This is a genomic window from Robinsoniella sp. RHS, from assembly GCF_001029355.1.
Taxonomy (GTDB): domain Bacteria; phylum Bacillota; class Clostridia; order Lachnospirales; family Lachnospiraceae; genus Robinsoniella; species Robinsoniella peoriensis.
Map to the genome: position 1 here is coordinate 34,680 of NZ_JNGB01000004.1, position 17,491 is coordinate 52,170.

Sequence of the window (17,491 nt, forward strand, 5' to 3'; positions counted from 1 at the left end):
GGTAAAACATGGACAGATATGTGTTAGAAAAGCTTGGGCATCGCATACGGGAACTGGAGAGTTATATCCATATGGAGTCACTTCCGGTAACGGAATTATGTTATCTGGAGAAGGATGACAGACGGTATAGTGAGACCGTATTTGATGATTCCGGGTGGACGGACTTAAGGGGCGGACAGGTCTGGGGCGGCAGAGATCAGGTTATTTGGATCAGAGGAAAGATCAGGATACCAAAAGCTTTTAGGAAGAAAACACTGGATCTAAAGGTGGAGGCAGGGCCTGAGGAATCCATGGAAATAAAGGCAGAAGCTCTGCTCTGGATAAATGGAACGGAAGCCTGTGCTTTTGATCAATGGCATTCGAGGATGCGCCTGAGCGATGAGGAGGCAAGCGGAACAGAATTTAGTATTGCCCTGCGGGTATGGTCAGGGATGAACCAGCCAAAACAAATGCGGCATTTTCAGGGAATCTGGCTGGAAACAGTTCATAAAGATACGGAGAAGTATTATTATCTGGCGAAGATTCTGCTGGAAACCATTCAAGAAATGGATCAAGAGGATTATCGCAGAATTGCGCTGATTAAAAACCTGGATCAAAGTTTTAACTGTATTGATTACCGCAACCAGGGCAGTGAAGAATTTTATAACAGCATTAGAAGTGCCTATGGTTTTCTAAAGGAAAAATGGAAGGCGTGGAGCATGGATGGAAGCGGGAAACCGACTGTTTCAGTATGCGGCCATACCCATATTGATATGGCATGGTTATGGCGGCTCAGCCATACTGCTGATAAGGGAGCCAGGAGTTTTTCTACCGTGCTTCATTTGATGGACCGGTATCCGGAATATATATTTTCACAGAGTTCACCGTTGCTTTATGAAATGATTGGGAATAAATATCCCAGGCTATATGAAAGAATAAAAGAAAAGATTCGTGAAGGAAGATGGGAGATAACAGGCGGAATGTGGGTAGAGCCGGATACGAATATACCCGGAGGAGAATCTCTGGTGCGCCAGATTTTATACGGAAAGAAGTATATCAGAGAACAGTTTGGCAAAGATACAACGGTTTTATGGCTGCCGGATGTATTTGGATATTCCTGGGTGCTTCCCCAGATCTTAAGAAAAAGCGGGATTCGCCTGTTCTGGACGAACAAAATGAGTTGGAACCAATACAATAAGATTCCTTATGATACGTTTCTATGGAAGGGCATGGACGGATCTGAGATTCTGACCCAGCTGGGAACCTGTCCGGAAAAAAATGTAACCTGGGGAAGCACTTATAATGGTGTGATAGCTCCCTGGGAAGTAAAGGGGACTTGGGAAAAATACCAGCAGAAGGAAATAAATCAGGAGGTGCTTATGCCCTTTGGATGGGGTGACGGAGGAGGAGGCCCTACCAGGGAAATGCTGGAAGCCTACGAAGTAATGGAAGATCTTCCTGGCATCCCGAAAGTCAGTATGAAGCATATAGAAGAATTTGCAAAGGATTTGGAAGAACGTCTGCAGAATGAGAAAGTACCCGTCTGGGACGGCGAGCTTTATTTTGAATATCACAGAGGAACCTATACTTCCCAGGGATTTGTAAAGCGGGAAAACAGAAAAGCAGAGGTGCTGTATCACGATACAGAATTGTTTGCCTCCCTCAGAGATATTCTGGCTGAAACACAGAAATATCCTTCAAAAGCCCTTGAAAGAAACTGGAAACAAATCTGTACCAACCAGTTCCATGACATTATACCAGGTTCTGGTATAAGAGAAGTCTATGAGGATGCAGCAGAGTCCTATCGGACAATCCGGCAGGAGGGTGAAGAAATAAGAAACAGTGCGTTGGATGAAATTACAGGCGCCATAAGATCTCTTACCGGCGGTGTAACGGTATTTAATTCTCTGCCATGGGAGAGAAGCGGGTATTTAAGAATGGATGATGTTCCTTTAGACAGGGTATTGATGGATGGTGAAGAGATCGTGCAGGCACAATACTATCTGGAGGAAGGCAGAATTTCGGCAGAATATCTTCTGTATGAGGTCCCGTCCTGTGGTTATAAATTTTACCGGTGGGAGAAGGGAAATCACCATATTCATCAGGAAACGGAGATGTGGGATGGCAAACTGGAAACACCGTACTACCGGATTCGATTTAATCAATATGGGCAGATCGCGGTTCTATATGATAAAGAATTCAAAAGGAACGTATTAAAAAGCGGAGGGCTTGGAAATGAGTTGTGTGTATTTGAAGACAAGCCCCATCAGTTTGACGCCTGGAATACAGAAATTTATGCGTATGAGAAATGTCATAGTATTATAGATTTAGAAGAGTCCGTAATTGAAGAAAGCGGACCAGTGAAGACAGTGCTGCGGTTTACCTATCGGTTTAACCGATCCAGAATCTGTCAAAGAGTTACTGTATACCAGCATAGCCGGGAAATACGTTTTGATACCCAGTGTGACTGGCATGAGAGACAGGCTTTATTGAAAACGGGATTCGAACTGGATATCCGCTCGAATAATGCAACTTATGACATTCAGTTTGGAAATCTGCAAAGGCCTACCCACTCCAATACTAGTTGGGACTATGCCCAGTTTGAAGTCTGTGCACATAAATGGGCAGATTTGTCAGAAGGGAACTATGGGGTGACACTGATAAATGACTGTAAATATGGCTGGGATATTAAAGACAGCAAAATGCGCCTGACTTTAATTAAAACATCCTCTTATCCGGATGAAAATGCAGATCAGGGCAAACATCTGTTTTCTTATGCTCTTCTGCCACATGGTTCATCATGGAAAGAAGCAGGAGCGGACCGCAAGGCTTATGAATTTAATTATCCGTTATATGCGCGCAGAAAAAGTAAAAATAAAGTTGGATATCTCCCGGAGAGTTTTTCATTTGCAGGGACAGACAGCAAAAATGTAGTAATGGAAACCGTAAAAAAAGCGGAAGACGGAAATGGCTGGATATTACGTGCTTACGAGTGTATGCAGTACCGGGGACAGGTGAAATTTACCTTAGGGAAAGTGCCAGTCAAAGTGGCTGAGTGCAATCTGATGGAAGAGGAGCTGGCATTGATTAAGACTGAAGGAAAAGGATTTTCCTGTGAGATGACCCCATATGAAATAAAAACATTTAAAATTATATTTGAAGAAGAGAAAAAAGGATAGATTTACGGATATCGGAACAGGAGGCAGATATGTTTACGATTATGAATGAAAGCATGCTTTCTACCAGTGAAAAAATTCGTGTAATGAAAGAATTTACGGATACTTACCGGAAGTATGAGGATGCGCCGTCTCCAATCAGGGAGGCCATGTGTCTGAAGGTACAGTTTCCAGCAGTGATGGGAAATATGACGGATGAGGATCTGTTTGGCGGAAGGCTGGGGGCTGTGCCCATTGGGTTTAATCCTCAGGAGGAATGTCAGCAGCTAGGGTACTATTTTGATGAATATCATTTTCAGAAAATAATGGATGAGGATATTTCGGCAGATCAGATAATGATAATGGAAGAGCTGCAAAGGTTCTGGGAAGACAACCATACTATTGGGAAAATAAAAAAAGCATACAATCGTGAGCTTAACAAAGCAATCCCGGATAAATTTTATCCCTATGATAGAGCAGCGGCATATACACTTTACCGTATTTCGGGAACCCAGCTAAATTATGGGTATCTGTTAGAGCATGGGATAGAAGAATTATGCTGTATGCTTGCTTATAAACGGAAAGGTTGTGATGAGAAGGAAGCAGCATTCTATCAGGGCATGGAAATTGCGTTGGAAGCGTTAGCAGATACCTGTCTGTATTATCGGCAGATGGTACTGAAAATGCTGGAAGAACCAATAGAAGATAAACGTGCTGATCATCTGAAAGAACTGGCTGAGGCACTGCTTCATATCAGTAATGGAAAGCCGGAGAGCTTTCTGGAAGCCATTCAATTAGTGGTTTTGTACTGGCTTCAGTCAGGCAGCCTGAATCTGGGCAGAATGGATACGTATCTGGCATCCTATTACACAGCAGATGTGGACAGTGGCAGGATCACGGAAGAAAGAGCGCAGGAACTTCTGAATGGGATGTGGAAAGCGCTCTCTGTGCGGAACAAACCTTATGACACCCGGGTGGTGATCGGTGGAAAAGGAAGAGAGGATACAGAATCGGCAGACCGGTTCTGCGGGCTTGCAATTCAGGCTACGATGGAAAGAATGGATGTAGTTCCTCAACTGACATTGCGGTTTTCTCATGAAACACCGGAGTGGATTATGAAAAAAGCTTTTGACTGTATAGGTAAAGGTGCTACGTTTCCTATGCTCTATAGCGATGAAGTCAATATTCCCGCTGTACAGAAAGCATTTGGTGTCAGTCTCCGGACTGCACAGGACTACTGTCCTTATGGATGCGGGGAATATGTAATTGCCCACCAGAGCATCGGAACACCCAGCGGACTGATTAATTTGTTAAAGGTACTGGAAGTGACTTTAAATAATGGACATGACATCCATACAGGAGAACAGCTGGCGCCGGAATGGGGCGGTATAGAGGATTTTCATACTTTTGATGAACTGGTAGATGTTTATAAAAAGCAATGCGAGTATTTTCTGAAATACCTTGCCATACAGGAAGAAACAGAATATAAAATTGCGAACAGCCAATGTGCTTTTCTTTATTTCAGCCTGCTTTACGATGACTGTATGGAACGGGGGCGGGCATTGCTGGATGGAGGAGTGCGATATCTGGGAGGAACATTAGAAGCATACGGAAATATTAATACGGCTGACAGTCTAACAGCGATAAAACAGCTGGTTTACGAGGAAAAATCAATAGATCCAGGTATGCTGCTTAAGGCATTAAAGAGTAATTTTGCAGGTTATGAAGAAGTAAGGTGTAAATTGCTGGATGCCCCAAAATATGGAAACGATCACGATGGGGCGGATGCCATGGCGCAGATGGTACACGAACATATTTGTAGGGAAACCGCAAAAGCAGGGAAGAAGTATACGAATCTTCACAGTTATCTTACGGTTACGATTAACAATAATGCCAATACCGTTCTGGGCAAACATACTGCAGCATCCCCGGATGGTCGTCTGGCACATACGTTTATGGCAAATGCCAATAATCCTTTCAATGGAAATGATAAAAATGGACTTACAGCCATGCTGAATTCACTGGTTAAGCTGGATCCTACTATTCATGCGGGGTGTGTTCAGAATATCAAATTTTCAAAGCAAATGTTTTCTGAATATTGGGATAAAGTACTTGCCATGCTAACTGTTTATTTTCAGTCGGGAGGAAGCCAGGCTATGATCAGTGTAATTGGGCGAGAAGATCTGGAAAATGCCATGCAGCAGCCGGAGAGATATAAAAACCTGCTGGTCAGGGTTGGCGGTTTCAGCGCCAGGTTTGTAGAATTACAGGAAGAGGAGCAGAGGGAGATAATTGCAAGAACACTATATTAAATCGGACATAAAAGGGTGCATTTTTGATATTCAGAGAGGCTGTCTTGATGATGGGCCTGGAATCAGAACGACTGTTTTTCTAAAAGGATGCAATCTCAGGTGCAGCTGGTGCCATAATCCGGAGTCTTTTATCCGGGAACCCCAGCTTGGATATGATTATTCCAAATGTATGGGATGCCGCAAATGTGACATGGTGTGTCTACAGAAGGTACATAGATTTAAAGGAAAGAAGCATGAGGTTGATTTTAAAAAATGTACATTGTGCGGAGCATGTCTGCGAGTATGTGAAACAGGAGCAGTTACACGGATTGGAGAATGGATGGACAGTGACGCAATCCTAGAAATAGCCGTAAGAGATAAGAAGTATTATGACAAAAGCGGCGGCGGTGTCACATTTTCCGGCGGGGAACCTGCTATCTGGAAGGACTTTTTACTTAGCCTATTGAAGGGCTGTAAGGAACGTGGGATTTCCACGGCAATTGAAACAAATGGTATCGGTGCAGGAGATTCTTTATTTGAGATCATGAAAGTTACGGATTTGTTTCTGCTGGATTTTAAACTTTCGGATTGTGATAAGCATATGAAATATACCGGCAGGGGAAATGAAGACGTTTACCGAACGTTAGAGCTGCTTAATGAAGCAAAAAAGGATGTTATTCTCAGATGTCCCATAATACCAGGTGTGAATGATGACGAAGTACATTTAAAGACGGTGCAAAAGCTCCTGAAAAAATTTGGCTGTATCTGTAAAGCAGAATTAATGCCATATCACAGTACGGGATCAGGAAAGTGGGCGAAAATAGGACTGCACTATTCTTTAAATAAATTAAAATCTATGGAAGCAGAAGAAAAAATAAAACTGGAGAGAACCTTATTTGTATCTGAAGGAAGTGGAATATGAATAAAATACTGGGTGTTGATATTGGAGGTACGAAATGTGCGGTTCTTGCCGGAGTAGCCGGTAAGGAGCAGATGAAAATCATAGCAAAAGAAACTTTTGAAACGAAATATTATCCGGGACCTGACTGTGCACTGGAGAAAATAGAAAAACTGATAGATAAAATTGCAGGTAATGAGATACAGGATTACAGCGGTATTGGCATCAGCTGCGGGGGACCGCTTGACACAAAAAAAGGATGTATCCTCTCCCCACCGAATCTGCCGGGATGGGATCATGTAGAGATTACAACGTTTCTGAAAAAAAGGTTTGGATTACCGGTGTATCTGCAAAACGATGCAAATGCCGGGGCATTGGCGGAATGGAAATTCGGCGCGGGTCAGGGGGTTTCAGACATGGTTTTTCTGACTTGTGGTACGGGGCTGGGAGCAGGATTGATTTTAAATGGAAAATTATATTCAGGAAGTAAGGATCTGGCAGGCGAGGTGGGACATGTGAGGCTGTCGGAATTCGGACCCGTGGGATTTGGAAAGAGCGGTGCGTTTGAAGGATTTGGCAGCGGCGGAGGTATTGCCCATTTGGCAGAATTAAAGGTAATGGAGCTTACCCAGAATGGAATAAAGCATCCGTTGACGGAGTTTGGGATTACGGCGAAAAATGTGTTTAACCTTGCTAAAGATGGAGATGAACTGTGCAGGGAAATTTGCAATACGGCAGGTGAATATCTGGGAAGAGGCATTGCTATTTTAATTGATATCTTAAACCCGCAGGCGGTCATAGGGGGAAGTATATTTGCGAGGAACTATGATTTGCTTATACCGGCTGTAACCAGAGCAGTGAAAAGAGAATGTCTCCCGGCATCGGCTGAAAACTGCAAAATCCTTCCGTCAAAGCTGGCAGAGTCAATTGGGGATATGGCGGCATTGACTACGGCATTAGGTTCAGGGGATGGAATGGGGCAGGATTAGATACAGGAGCAGGACCAGGTATAGAAACAGGATGAATTACTGATCAGGAGCAGGTACAGAATATGGAGGGGCAGAATGAAAGAAAAAACGAAAGATATATTTAATTGCCTTTATATGAATTTTCCTGCGTTAAAAGGATATGCAGGGGAAATTGAAACCGCTTTTTCTATTTTATCGGAAAGTTACCGACAGGGAAATAAGGTGCTTGTCTGCGGAAATGGCGGCAGTGCAGCCGATTCAGAACATATCGTTGGAGAACTCATGAAGGGATTCCGGCTGAAACGTCCGTTACCAGCCAAACTGAGAGAAAAAATGGAACGGGAATTTCAGGGAGAGGACCTGGCGGATTATTTACAGGAAGCACTCCCTGCAATTTCATTAACATCCCAATCCGCATTGATGACCGCTTTTAACAATGATGTATCTCCGGATACTGTTTTTGCCCAACAGGTACTGGGTTATGGTAAACGTGGTGATGTGCTCATTGGCATCACAACTTCCGGAAATTCACGGAATGTAATAAACGCTGTAAAAGTGGCAAAAGTGCTTGGCATGAATACAATTGGTGTTACGGGAGCAGGCGGAGGTATACTGGGAAATCTCTGTGATGTAACAATTGCGGTACCGGAAAGGGAAACATACAGGATCCAGGAACTGCATCTTCCCGTATACCATGCGCTATGTGCGGCAGTGGAAAATGAGAGATTTGGCTTATTGTAGCAGATAAAGTTAATAATAAGAAGATAATAATATGGAGGAATCATTATGAATGCGAGAGAAAAAGTAATGAGGGTTTTTGAAAGAAAAGAAGTGCCGGAAGGGGCAATGTGGACAGGTCATCCAAGTGATGATATTATTCCGCTGCTTGCAGATGCCTGGAAGATTCGTCCGGACAGGGAAGCTGTTTTTAACTATTTAAATGATGATATCCGTTGGATTGGAGGCGTAAACTGCTACCATGCTCCTGATGGAAAACCTGCCTTTGATTACTTTTGGAATATGGAGAGAGGGATTTCCTTAAGCTGTCCCGGATGTTTTGCAGAATGTGAGGAGATTAGTGAAATAGAAGCATATCCATGGCCGGATGTGAGCCATTTTGACTTTTCAGAGGTGATTGCCCAGATGGATCAACATCAGGATAAAATGATACTGGGTGGGATATGGAGCGGATTTTTCCAGGATTTATGTAATTTTTTCGGAATGGAAAACTATTTCGTGAAAATGTATACGGATCCGGAAGTTGTAGAGGCGGCTACGGAGCATATTGTAGATTACTATGTGGCAGCTAACGATAAAATGTTAAAAGAGACAGGACACCGCTCGGATGTGATGTTTATTGGAAATGACTTTGGGACCCAGAGAAATCTTATGATCTCACCGGAACTTTTTCGGAAATTTGTGATGCCATCTCTAAAGAGGCTGATTGATGTGGGTAAGAAGCATGGGAAAAAGGTCATGGTACATTCCTGCGGATCCATTTATCAAATCATACCGGATCTGATCGATGCCGGAGTAGACATTCTTCATCCTCTTCAGGCGCAGGCATATGGTATGAGTGCTATTGAATTACAGCAATACAAAAATGATCTCGCATTTGTGGGCGGAATTGATGCACAGTCTTTTTTTGTAAACGCATCTCCGCAGCAGATTAAGGATGAGGTACACCGTGTGAAAGACATTTTAGGTCCGGGTCTGGTAGTCTCCCCCAGCCATGAAGAGCTGTTGGGAAATGTTCCGCCTGAAAACATTCTGGCCATGGCAGAGGCAGCGAGGGAGTAGAGCTTGCTTAAAATTCATTTTATCCACCTGCATGTCCCGCTTTGTCGTATGTATGTGCCAAATTTGGTCAGTGCAGCCTGCTGCACCTCCTAAACTTGGCACGCATATCCCTACCACAAACTTTTTCTCACATCTTTATAATATTCAATTTTCAGACACCCTCAAGCGTGTGTTTAAAATTGTGGTAAACTTCGTTCCTTATTTTCAGAAATGACAGTTTGTGTTGGAAGTCCATATAATGCACAGATTACTTTATAGTGACTGTGCAAAATTTCAGCATGCTTTCTATAGTTTACGTCTATTTAACCTCATCATTTTTTAATGCGTTCTGATATTCCATAGGAGTCAATCCCGTATAACGTTTGAACGTTTTCGTAAAATAATAGGCATTATTAAAGCCTAGTCGAAATGAAATCTCATATATTAAGTATTTCCTTTCCTTAATAAGTTTACATGCATATTCCATCTTACATTTATTGACGTAATCAATAAAACTTTCTCCATATCTTTTTTTAAATATAGAGGACAGATAGGCGGGAGATATATTCACATAATCGGCAGCATCGGAAAGGCTGATACGTTCTTCAATATGATCTTCCACGTATTGTTTGGCGGAATCCACAAAACTGCACCGGTCAGCATTCGCCTGTTCAATTGCTGAAATTGTACATTTATTCAGATGTTCCAGCCAGTCTAAAATCTGGGATCGTGTATGCATATGTTCTATTTGATCCAGCATGTTTTCTGATTGGGAAAAATAAGTACTTAGTCTGGTATCAGGAATACTTTTATGGAATATTTCCGCCACTGTTGTATACAGTTCACTGCACAGCCAGATAGCACTGTTGCGTTCATGATTTATATTCTGAATACGGGAAGCTGCCTTATCCAGCAGGGACTTGCATCTTACTGCATTCTTTTCACGCAGAGCTTCCAGTAAATGTGAGGATATACCGGTAAGCCCTAGTGACATATAGGAAATGGGAGTAATATTGCTTCCCAGTAAAAAAGGCTGTTCGGTGTTGTAAAAATGGTCGACCATTGCAAAAAGCTGTGCGCGGCAATCAGCCATAGCCTGTAAGCCATGAAAGCATTCTGCTGCCATCATGCAAATGGATACCTGTGTAATATTAGCGGAAGAAGAGCATAGTTTTTGATAAAACTGTTCCATTAATTGTTTGAATGCCCTTGGGTCCCTGGGCGTGGAACAAAGTATTACAAGGCTGTCACTGGAATGATCCGGCTCAAATAAGGAGAAGGATGAAAAATGCTTTTGAGCCATTGCATTGACCAGGTCTTTTTCCCAGGTAAATAATTCACCATGGTCTTTCGTATGATCCTGTAAGCTATAATCCATGATCAGATAAATAGCAGTATAGGATTCCAAATCAAAAGGGTGGCCATTATCACTCAAAGGGGCATTGCTGAGCGCCTGAGGAGTAGGTCTTAAAAAAATCTCTTTCCATAATAGTTCTTGGATCACTTTACCCTGGTTTTTTATATAATCTGCATTGTTTAAAAGATTTCGGTTATCCCATTCCTTTTTCGCATTGGTCAGGGAATGTTCCAGCACATCCGGTTCCAACTGGCTTTTTACCAAATAGTCTACGGCACGATAATGGAGAGCATTCTTAACAAGGTCAAAGTCCTGCAGATTTGTTAACATTACAAATACAATAGAAGGATAATCCCTGGATATTAATTGAAGGAGATCAATACCGGACATTGCCGGCATATTAATATCACAAAAAACGATGTTCGGTTCTAACGCACGAATTTTATCAGAAGCTTCCTGTCCATTTCGGGCCGTATCTACGATCTTACAGTCGTTTGCTTCCCAGTTTAGCAGGGATTTAATTCCGGACAAAATAAGTGGTTCATCATCTACTAAGAGTACACTGTACATACAAATTCACCTTCTTTACATATTCTATAATTGGATTAATCTTCCAAAGGGATTTTAATCGTTACCCTTGTATAATGACCAGGTTCACTTTCGTAGTGAAGACCACATTCTTTTCCATAGATCAGCTGCAGCCGCTTGTTTACATTATAGATACCAATACTATTTAAGGAAGCCTTATTTTTAACCGGATTTGGTGTATCTAACAGAGTTTCCAGTTTGTCAGGAGTAATTCCCATTCCATCGTCTTCGATTTCGATATACAAGTAACCATCCTGGGTATGCCCTTTTAATAAAATCATACCGCAAATGCCTTTGGGTTCAATTCCATGAAATATGGCATTTTCGATTAACGGCTGCAGCGTAAATTTTAAAATCCGGCGATGGTATAAGTCTCGGGGAATCAGATCTTTCATCTCAAAAGCATCCATATAGCGGATTGCCTGTATCGAAATATAATCATTTAGCAGGGCTAGTTCTTCTTGTAAGGGGATGTGATCTTCGGTTCCTTTGGCAAGATTTTTTAATAAATTACTTAAGCTGCGGGTCATTTGCTGAATGCCGGTGTTCTTTTGAATGACTGCCATCCAATAAATAGAATCCAGAGTATTATATAAAAAGTGCGGATTAACCTGACTTTGCAGCAGGGCAATTTCAATATTTTTTTGCTGCTTGTACATTTCCTGGGTATTGCGCAATAGATTTAAGAAGCTGCTGGACATTTCGTTTACCGTGTGTCCGATCGCGCCTATTTCATCATGGGGACGTTCGATTTCGGCATCAAACGAAAAATCACCCTGGGTTATTTTGCATAGCCGCTGATTCAGCCGCTGAATAGGCAGAGATAGAATGTAGGAGGAAAGGAACGCAAGCACTGCACCAACTAATAGTGCCATAATTAATACCAGGATAATAATATAAATTAAATGGCTCCGGTCATTTCCCATTACAGGAAATGGGGCACAGCTGTACAAAGTCATGCCGATATCAGGAAATTGATTACCGGAAAACTCATATGAAGCATCTCCGAAGTTATATATTCCATTTCCAATAGAGGAAAGAGAGATATCAGCAGGTAAAATATTCGGACGCTGTGACAGGGCTTTCCCTTCATCATCAATCAGAAACAGATTGTTTACCTGGGCATAGGGCGATAGCAGGTCGGAAAATAAGCTAAGGCCTATTTCGATATAAATATATCCGTATACGGACTGATTACTTTTTCCATAGACAGGGCAGAGCAAGGTGAGAGCGGTCCGGTTTTGCCTGGTTATGGAAGTATCCAGACTAATGGTATAAGGACTTAACTGATCTGGTTTTAAATAGCGTATGTCGGCTATTTTGGTATTAATCAACTCATTATAATCATTTGGGGAACCGAATTCACGGGCGCTGATAGATTGAACGATGGTACCGTCTGTGTTAAAGGCAATTAACTTGTCCACGTAGGCATAGGCGATAAAACTATCCAGATAGGCATTCAGCTGCTTTTGAGCATTAATGGAATATACTTTTGAACGACTGCTATCGGGGGAAGAAGCATTAAGAGCACGAATTACAGAAGTATCGTTGGCGCAGCGCATACCTAACTCGATGGAATTATCCAGATAGGAAGTGATCTGCTCCGATACAGTATTTAAATAAATCTCATCGATATGACGAGACTTTTCATAGATCAGCTTATTAATATATTGATACAGATACATTGTTCCTAAAAGACTTACCAGCATAACACATAAAACGGTAGATATAAAAATTTTGAATTGTATTTTATAAATTTTCATTCAGCCTCCGAAGAAACATATATTTATTTTTATAATTCGCATTATAACATAAAAGAATATACGTTTCAATTCGTGAAAAAAATTCAAAAAATAGTATTAAATCGTAAAAAAGTAATAGATGAAAATAACAAAATGTAAAATAGTATTATAACGGAAAAATATGCTGAGTTTACTTTTTGTTATGCAAATTGATATAATAATGACAGAAAGAAAAGCCAACAAAAAAGTAGAAAATACAAAAAAGGAGAAGGTAAGTATGAAACGATTAGCAGCAATCATTATGGGGATTAGTATTTGCGGGTCATTATTAAGTGGATGCGGTGGGACAGGCGCTCCTAAGGAGACGAGCAGCAAGGCAGCGTCAGAAGGAACCACAACAGCATCAGAAAATTCAGGAGATACGTCAGAAGAAAGTTCAGGAGAAAGTTCAGGAGAAACCGCCGGGGATACGTCAGGGGAAAACAAAGGAGAAACGGGTGGTTCCGGTGAGGTGACAAGTATTAAGCTGGCAACATGGGATTATACCTCTAATGACAGTACTTCCAATGCAATTGCTGCATTTGAAGCAAAATATCCTGATATTAAGGTAGAGGTTATTGATATCCCGTCTACAGATTATAATACAAAATTAAATGTGATGTTAAATGGGGGAAGCGAATTAGATGCATACTTCATTAAAGATGCGCCTAATACGTATGACTTGTACAAAAAAGGCCAGATGCTAGATTTGACGGATAGAATTGCAAAAGATAATGTGGACATGACCGGATTTAACGGTACGGACCAGCCGTTTAATATTGAAGGAAAACAGTACGCGATGCCGGTTCGTACAGATTATTATGTATTGTATTACAATAAGGACTTATTTGATGCAGCAGGGGTTGCGTATCCGACAAATGATATGACCTGGGCAGAATTTGAAAAGACAGCCAGAGAAGTGGCTAGTGAGGATGTATACGGCGCTTATATCCATACATGGCAGACACAGGTACAGAATTTAGGTATTCAGGACGGAAAGCATGATACACTTGACTTCAGCACCGGATATGATTTCTTTAAACCTTATTATGAAATGGCTGTAGGTATGCAGGATGATGGAATTATACAGGACTTTGGTTCGCTGCAAAGTGCTAATATTCATTACTCCAGTGCTTTTCAGGCAGGTAATGTTGCAATGATGCCTATGGGAACCTGGTATGTGACTACCTTAACAGCTGCTATTAAAGCCGGAGATACAGAAGTAACCAATTGGGGAGTAGCGACAATGCCTCACCCGGAAAACGTAGAAGCAGGATATACCGTTGGAGCAAGTACACCACTGGTTATAAACCCTACATCCAAGAAGCAGGATGCTGCATGGAAATTTATTAATTTCTTAAGCAGTGATGAATGTGCTGGCGAATATGCGAAAGTCGGCGCTGTTCCGGCTCGGCTTAATGACAGCGTTTTAACGGAAATTGCTTCATTGGAAGGTATGCCGGAAGGGCTTGCAGAAGCATTCAAGGTGAAGAGCATTGCAGCAGACAGACCGATTGGGGAAAACGTTACGGAAGTGGATTCTGTGCTGACAGAGGTTCATGGTCTTATTATGTTAGGAGAGGTAAGTATTGAAGAAGGTTTGGCTGAAATGGCTGAACGGAGTGAAGAAATCCAGAAGTAAACGTTTAAGGTGGATAAATGATAATATTACGGAAAGGTATGTAAGTGCCCACCGTTGTTTTAAGGAGGAATTGAGGTTTGAGTATTAAAAGAGAAAAGGATAAGAGCCGTAGAAAAATGTCTCTGGGAACACGGAATACCCTGGTTGGTATGTCATTTATTCTACCGAACTTTATTGGCTTTGCAGTTTTTGTATTAATCCCGGTAGTATTTTCATTTGTTCTCAGCTTTATGGAGTGGGATGGGTTTACAGAAATGAAGTTTGCAGGATTGGATAACTTTTTTGCTATTTTCGGTGACCGGGTGTTCAAAGCATCCTTAACACAGACTCTGCAATACAGCTTTTTTACCGTCATACTCAGTATGGCGGCTGCGTTAGGACTTGCTATTTTAGTAAATCAGAAATTAAAGGGAACTACATTTTTCAGGAGTGCCATATTTTTTCCTTATGTAGCTTCTGTTGTAGCGATCGGAGCAGTATGGAAAGCTATGTTTATGAAAGACGGCGGTCCTGTTAACGTAGCTCTGGAAGCAATGGGATTTGCAGTACAATATCTTCCGGGTTGGTTTTCTTCTACGGACTGGGCTCTGACTGGAGTTATTATCGTCAGTATCTGGCGTAATATGGGTTATTTTATGATTATTTATCTGGCGGCTCTTCAGGGCATTCCTTCCTCCGTATATGAAGCGGCTAAGATTGACGGAGCATCTAAGTGGCAGATATTTAAAGGAATTACATTTCCAATGCTGACACCAAATCATTTCTTTGTATTTATGATGCTTACGATTAACAGCTTCAAGACATTTGACCTGATTTTTGTACTTACGGAGGGGGGACCGGGTACTGCGACTACCTTGCTTAGTACATATATTTACGACCAGTCTTTCTCTTATATGCGTTTTGGAATGGCAAGTGCTGCATCTATGATTCTATTTCTCATAGTGGGAACGATTACGGTAGTGATGTTCCGAATGGAGAAAAAGTTTTCTGATTATATGTAAAGGAGTAAGAGAAAATGGTAGAAAAGAGAAATCCGGTAGTGCGCACCTTGATATATGCAGGACTAAGTATCATTGTAGTGGTGACGCTGCTGCCGTTAATATGGATGTTGTCTGCTTCCCTCAAAACTTCTAATGAAGTATTTACCAGTCCGATACAATGGATTCCGGAGGTATTTCAATGGGGAAATTATATCAAAATATGGCAGAAAATAGATTTTGCCCTGTTTATCTTTAATAGTACAAAATTGACAGTAATTGTCACGATTATTCAGCTGGCAACCTGTGCCTTTGCAGCATATGGATTTACGAAGTGTAAATTCAAAGGACGGGATACATTATTTCTGTGTTATGTGGCAACCATTGCGATTCCGTGGCAGATTTTTATGCTTCCCCAGTATGTAATGCTGCAAAAAATGGGACTGGTAGATACCCATTTGGGATATATTCTGCTTCAAAGCTTTGCGGCATTTGGTGTATTCCTGTTAAAACAGTTTTTCCAGGGGATTCCAGATGAGCTCTTAGAGGCAGCACGTATTGATGGTCTGTCGGAGTATGGAACCTTTGGGCGAATTGTAGTTCCACTGGCTAAACCGGCAATGGCTACACTGACGATATTTACTTTTGTAACTGTGTGGAATGATTTTATGGGTCCCATGATTTATTTCAGCAGTGAAGCTAATAAAACCATACCACTTGGAATCCGGATGTTTGTAGGACAATATTCTACGGAATACCAGCTTATTATGGCGGCAAGCGTGGTCAGCCTGATTCCCATTGTAATATTGTATGTGTTCTGTCAGCGTTATTTCGTAGAAGGTATTGCTACAAGTGGATTAAAAGGGTAATCAGACAAAATAAAATAAAGATTGAAAAGCAGGGTAAGGTTGAAAGAAAATTACAATGCAGAAAGGACGCCACGATGTGTTTCTTTCAACCTGTTTAATTGTGGCAGTATTGCAGGCTTGCCTGCAATATGCAATGGGAATAAATATGAGACGAGAGGAATGTCAATTACATAAATTTTTTAAACCCGCACCGTTGAAGGGTGGATTCTCCATGGAGGATTACTGGGTTTGGTGTGGAAGCGTAATAAAAGGCGAAGATGGAAATTACCATATGTTTGCTTCCAGGTGGAAAAAGACTTATCAATTTCATCCGGGATGGGGAATCGACAGTGAAATTGTCAGGGCTGTATCCAGGACGCCGGAGGGTCCATACATATTCGAGGAAGTAGTGTTACCCTCCAGGTCAGCAGGATACTGGGATGGACGTATTACACACAACCCGGTAATTCAAAAGCATGGTGATACCTACGTACTGTTCTACATGGGGTCTACATATCCATATCCGGATATACCCCAGGATGGAAGCCTGAATTTTGAAAGCTATCAGTGGATTTGCTCACGCAGCAATAAGCGGATTGGAATGGCAACGTCAAAGAGCATTTTCGGTCCATGGAAACGTTCTGACCGCCCTTTACTGGATGTCCGCCCGGGACACTTTGATGATTTCTTCACTTCTAATCCGGCACCTTGTATCAATCCGGATGGCAGCTGCCTGTTAGTATATAAGACCAGAAGCTGGAAGAAACCTCCTGATGGAGAATATAAATCAGGCAATGAGATGTATAGCGGAATGAAATTAGGGGCAGCATGGGCACCCCATTGGTCGGGACCTTATGAAAGAATCACGGATAAACCTTTATTTGAGGATGGCGGTGAAGTGGAAGATCCTTTTATCTGGAGAACGGACACGGGGTATGCCATGATTGCCAAAGACTTTAACGGCATCTATACAGGAAATATCGGAGACGGTGTATATGCAACCAGTGAAGACGGTGTCAAATGGAATGTCCGGTCAGGACCGTCATTCACCCGTGACATACTTTGGGATGATGGAAAAGTGCGGAAGATGGGAAATATGGACCGGCCATTTCTGCTCATAGATGAAAATGGAGAAGCAACACATCTGTTTGTAGCCACAAATGACGGAACGGATGTAGACTTTATTACCATGAATCGGGCATGGAATGCATGTATCCCATTAGCGTAG

12 protein-coding genes are annotated in these 17,491 nt (G+C 41.9%); 10 read left to right on the top strand and 2 right to left on the bottom strand.

Annotation, left to right across the window (positions count from 1 at the left end; genetic code table 11):
* The first annotated feature begins 8 nt into the window (after positions 1-8).
* From RHS_RS03215 to RHS_RS03240, 6 genes are all read left to right on the top strand, one after another.
* Entirely contained in the window at positions 9-3,158 is a 3,150-nt protein-coding gene (locus RHS_RS03215) for an alpha-mannosidase (protein ID WP_047832292.1), read from the top strand.
* 29 nt (positions 3,159-3,187) lie between these two features.
* Positions 3,188-5,446, top strand: a complete 2,259-nt coding sequence (locus tag RHS_RS03220; protein ID WP_395021105.1) for a pyruvate formate lyase family protein — start codon at positions 3,188-3,190, stop codon at positions 5,444-5,446.
* Positions 5,427-6,347 carry a glycyl-radical enzyme activating protein gene (locus RHS_RS03225; RefSeq protein WP_081999065.1) on the top strand — a complete coding sequence of 307 codons (921 nt, stop codon included), beginning with the start codon at positions 5,427-5,429 and terminating at the stop codon, positions 6,345-6,347. The genes RHS_RS03220 and RHS_RS03225 overlap by 20 nt, the downstream gene beginning before the upstream one ends.
* The gene (locus RHS_RS03230) at positions 6,344-7,312 is read left to right on the top strand and encodes an ROK family protein (RefSeq protein ID WP_047832294.1); all 969 of its coding nucleotides are present in this window, start codon (positions 6,344-6,346) and stop codon (positions 7,310-7,312) included. Before RHS_RS03225 ends, RHS_RS03230 begins: the two co-directional genes overlap by 4 nt.
* 75 nt (positions 7,313-7,387) lie before the next feature.
* Entirely contained in the window at positions 7,388-8,032 is a 645-nt protein-coding gene (locus tag RHS_RS03235) for an SIS domain-containing protein (protein ID WP_044297576.1), read from the top strand.
* A gap of 45 nt (positions 8,033-8,077) precedes the next feature.
* Positions 8,078-9,091, top strand: a complete 1,014-nt coding sequence (locus RHS_RS03240; protein WP_044297575.1) for a uroporphyrinogen decarboxylase family protein — start codon at positions 8,078-8,080, stop codon at positions 9,089-9,091.
* A 298-nt stretch (positions 9,092-9,389) separates the two neighbouring features.
* Here the strand turns inward: RHS_RS03240 and RHS_RS03245 are convergent, their stop codons facing one another.
* Both RHS_RS03245 and RHS_RS29990 read right to left on the bottom strand, forming a co-directional pair.
* Positions 9,390-10,997, bottom strand: a complete 1,608-nt coding sequence (locus RHS_RS03245; RefSeq protein ID WP_047832295.1) for a response regulator — start codon at positions 10,995-10,997, stop codon at positions 9,390-9,392.
* 35 nt (positions 10,998-11,032) lie between these two features.
* A complete protein-coding gene (locus RHS_RS29990; protein WP_395021110.1) occupies positions 11,033-12,778 on the bottom strand; it encodes a sensor histidine kinase in 1,746 nt (581 codons plus the stop codon).
* A 256-nt stretch (positions 12,779-13,034) separates the two neighbouring features.
* Between RHS_RS29990 and RHS_RS03255 the strand changes: the two genes are divergently transcribed.
* The 4 genes from RHS_RS03255 (at position 13,035) to RHS_RS03270 (ending at position 17,491) form a co-directional block, all read left to right on the top strand.
* A complete protein-coding gene (locus RHS_RS03255; protein ID WP_395021112.1) occupies positions 13,035-14,438 on the top strand; it encodes an ABC transporter substrate-binding protein in 1,404 nt (467 codons plus the stop codon).
* A 116-nt stretch (positions 14,439-14,554) separates the two neighbouring features.
* Positions 14,555-15,439: a carbohydrate ABC transporter permease gene (locus RHS_RS03260; protein WP_047832428.1), complete on the top strand. Its 885-nt coding sequence runs from the start codon at positions 14,555-14,557 to the stop codon at positions 15,437-15,439.
* A 14-nt stretch (positions 15,440-15,453) separates the two neighbouring features.
* A complete protein-coding gene (locus RHS_RS03265) occupies positions 15,454-16,284 on the top strand; it encodes a carbohydrate ABC transporter permease (RefSeq protein ID WP_027292345.1) in 831 nt (276 codons plus the stop codon).
* Positions 16,285-16,495: 211 nt separating this feature from the next.
* The gene (locus RHS_RS03270) at positions 16,496-17,491 is read left to right on the top strand and encodes a glycoside hydrolase family protein (RefSeq protein ID WP_395021115.1); all 996 of its coding nucleotides are present in this window, start codon (positions 16,496-16,498) and stop codon (positions 17,489-17,491) included.

Coding starts and splice junctions, on each gene's coding strand:
- RHS_RS03215 (WP_047832292.1), top strand. CDS start 9: ATGGACAGATATGTGTTAGAAAAGCTTGGGCATCGCATACGGGAACTG.
- RHS_RS03220 (WP_395021105.1), top strand. CDS start 3,188: ATGTTTACGATTATGAATGAAAGCATGCTTTCTACCAGTGAAAAAATT.
- RHS_RS03230 (WP_047832294.1), top strand. CDS start 6,344: ATGAATAAAATACTGGGTGTTGATATTGGAGGTACGAAATGTGCGGTT.
- RHS_RS03235 (WP_044297576.1), top strand. CDS start 7,388: ATGAAAGAAAAAACGAAAGATATATTTAATTGCCTTTATATGAATTTT.
- RHS_RS03240 (WP_044297575.1), top strand. CDS start 8,078: ATGAATGCGAGAGAAAAAGTAATGAGGGTTTTTGAAAGAAAAGAAGTG.
- RHS_RS03245 (WP_047832295.1), bottom strand. CDS start 10,997: ATGTACAGTGTACTCTTAGTAGATGATGAACCACTTATTTTGTCCGGA.
- RHS_RS29990 (WP_395021110.1), bottom strand. CDS start 12,778: ATGAAAATTTATAAAATACAATTCAAAATTTTTATATCTACCGTTTTA.
- RHS_RS03255 (WP_395021112.1), top strand. CDS start 13,035: ATGAAACGATTAGCAGCAATCATTATGGGGATTAGTATTTGCGGGTCA.
- RHS_RS03260 (WP_047832428.1), top strand. CDS start 14,555: ATGTCTCTGGGAACACGGAATACCCTGGTTGGTATGTCATTTATTCTA.
- RHS_RS03265 (WP_027292345.1), top strand. CDS start 15,454: ATGGTAGAAAAGAGAAATCCGGTAGTGCGCACCTTGATATATGCAGGA.
- RHS_RS03270 (WP_395021115.1), top strand. CDS start 16,496: ATGGAGGATTACTGGGTTTGGTGTGGAAGCGTAATAAAAGGCGAAGAT.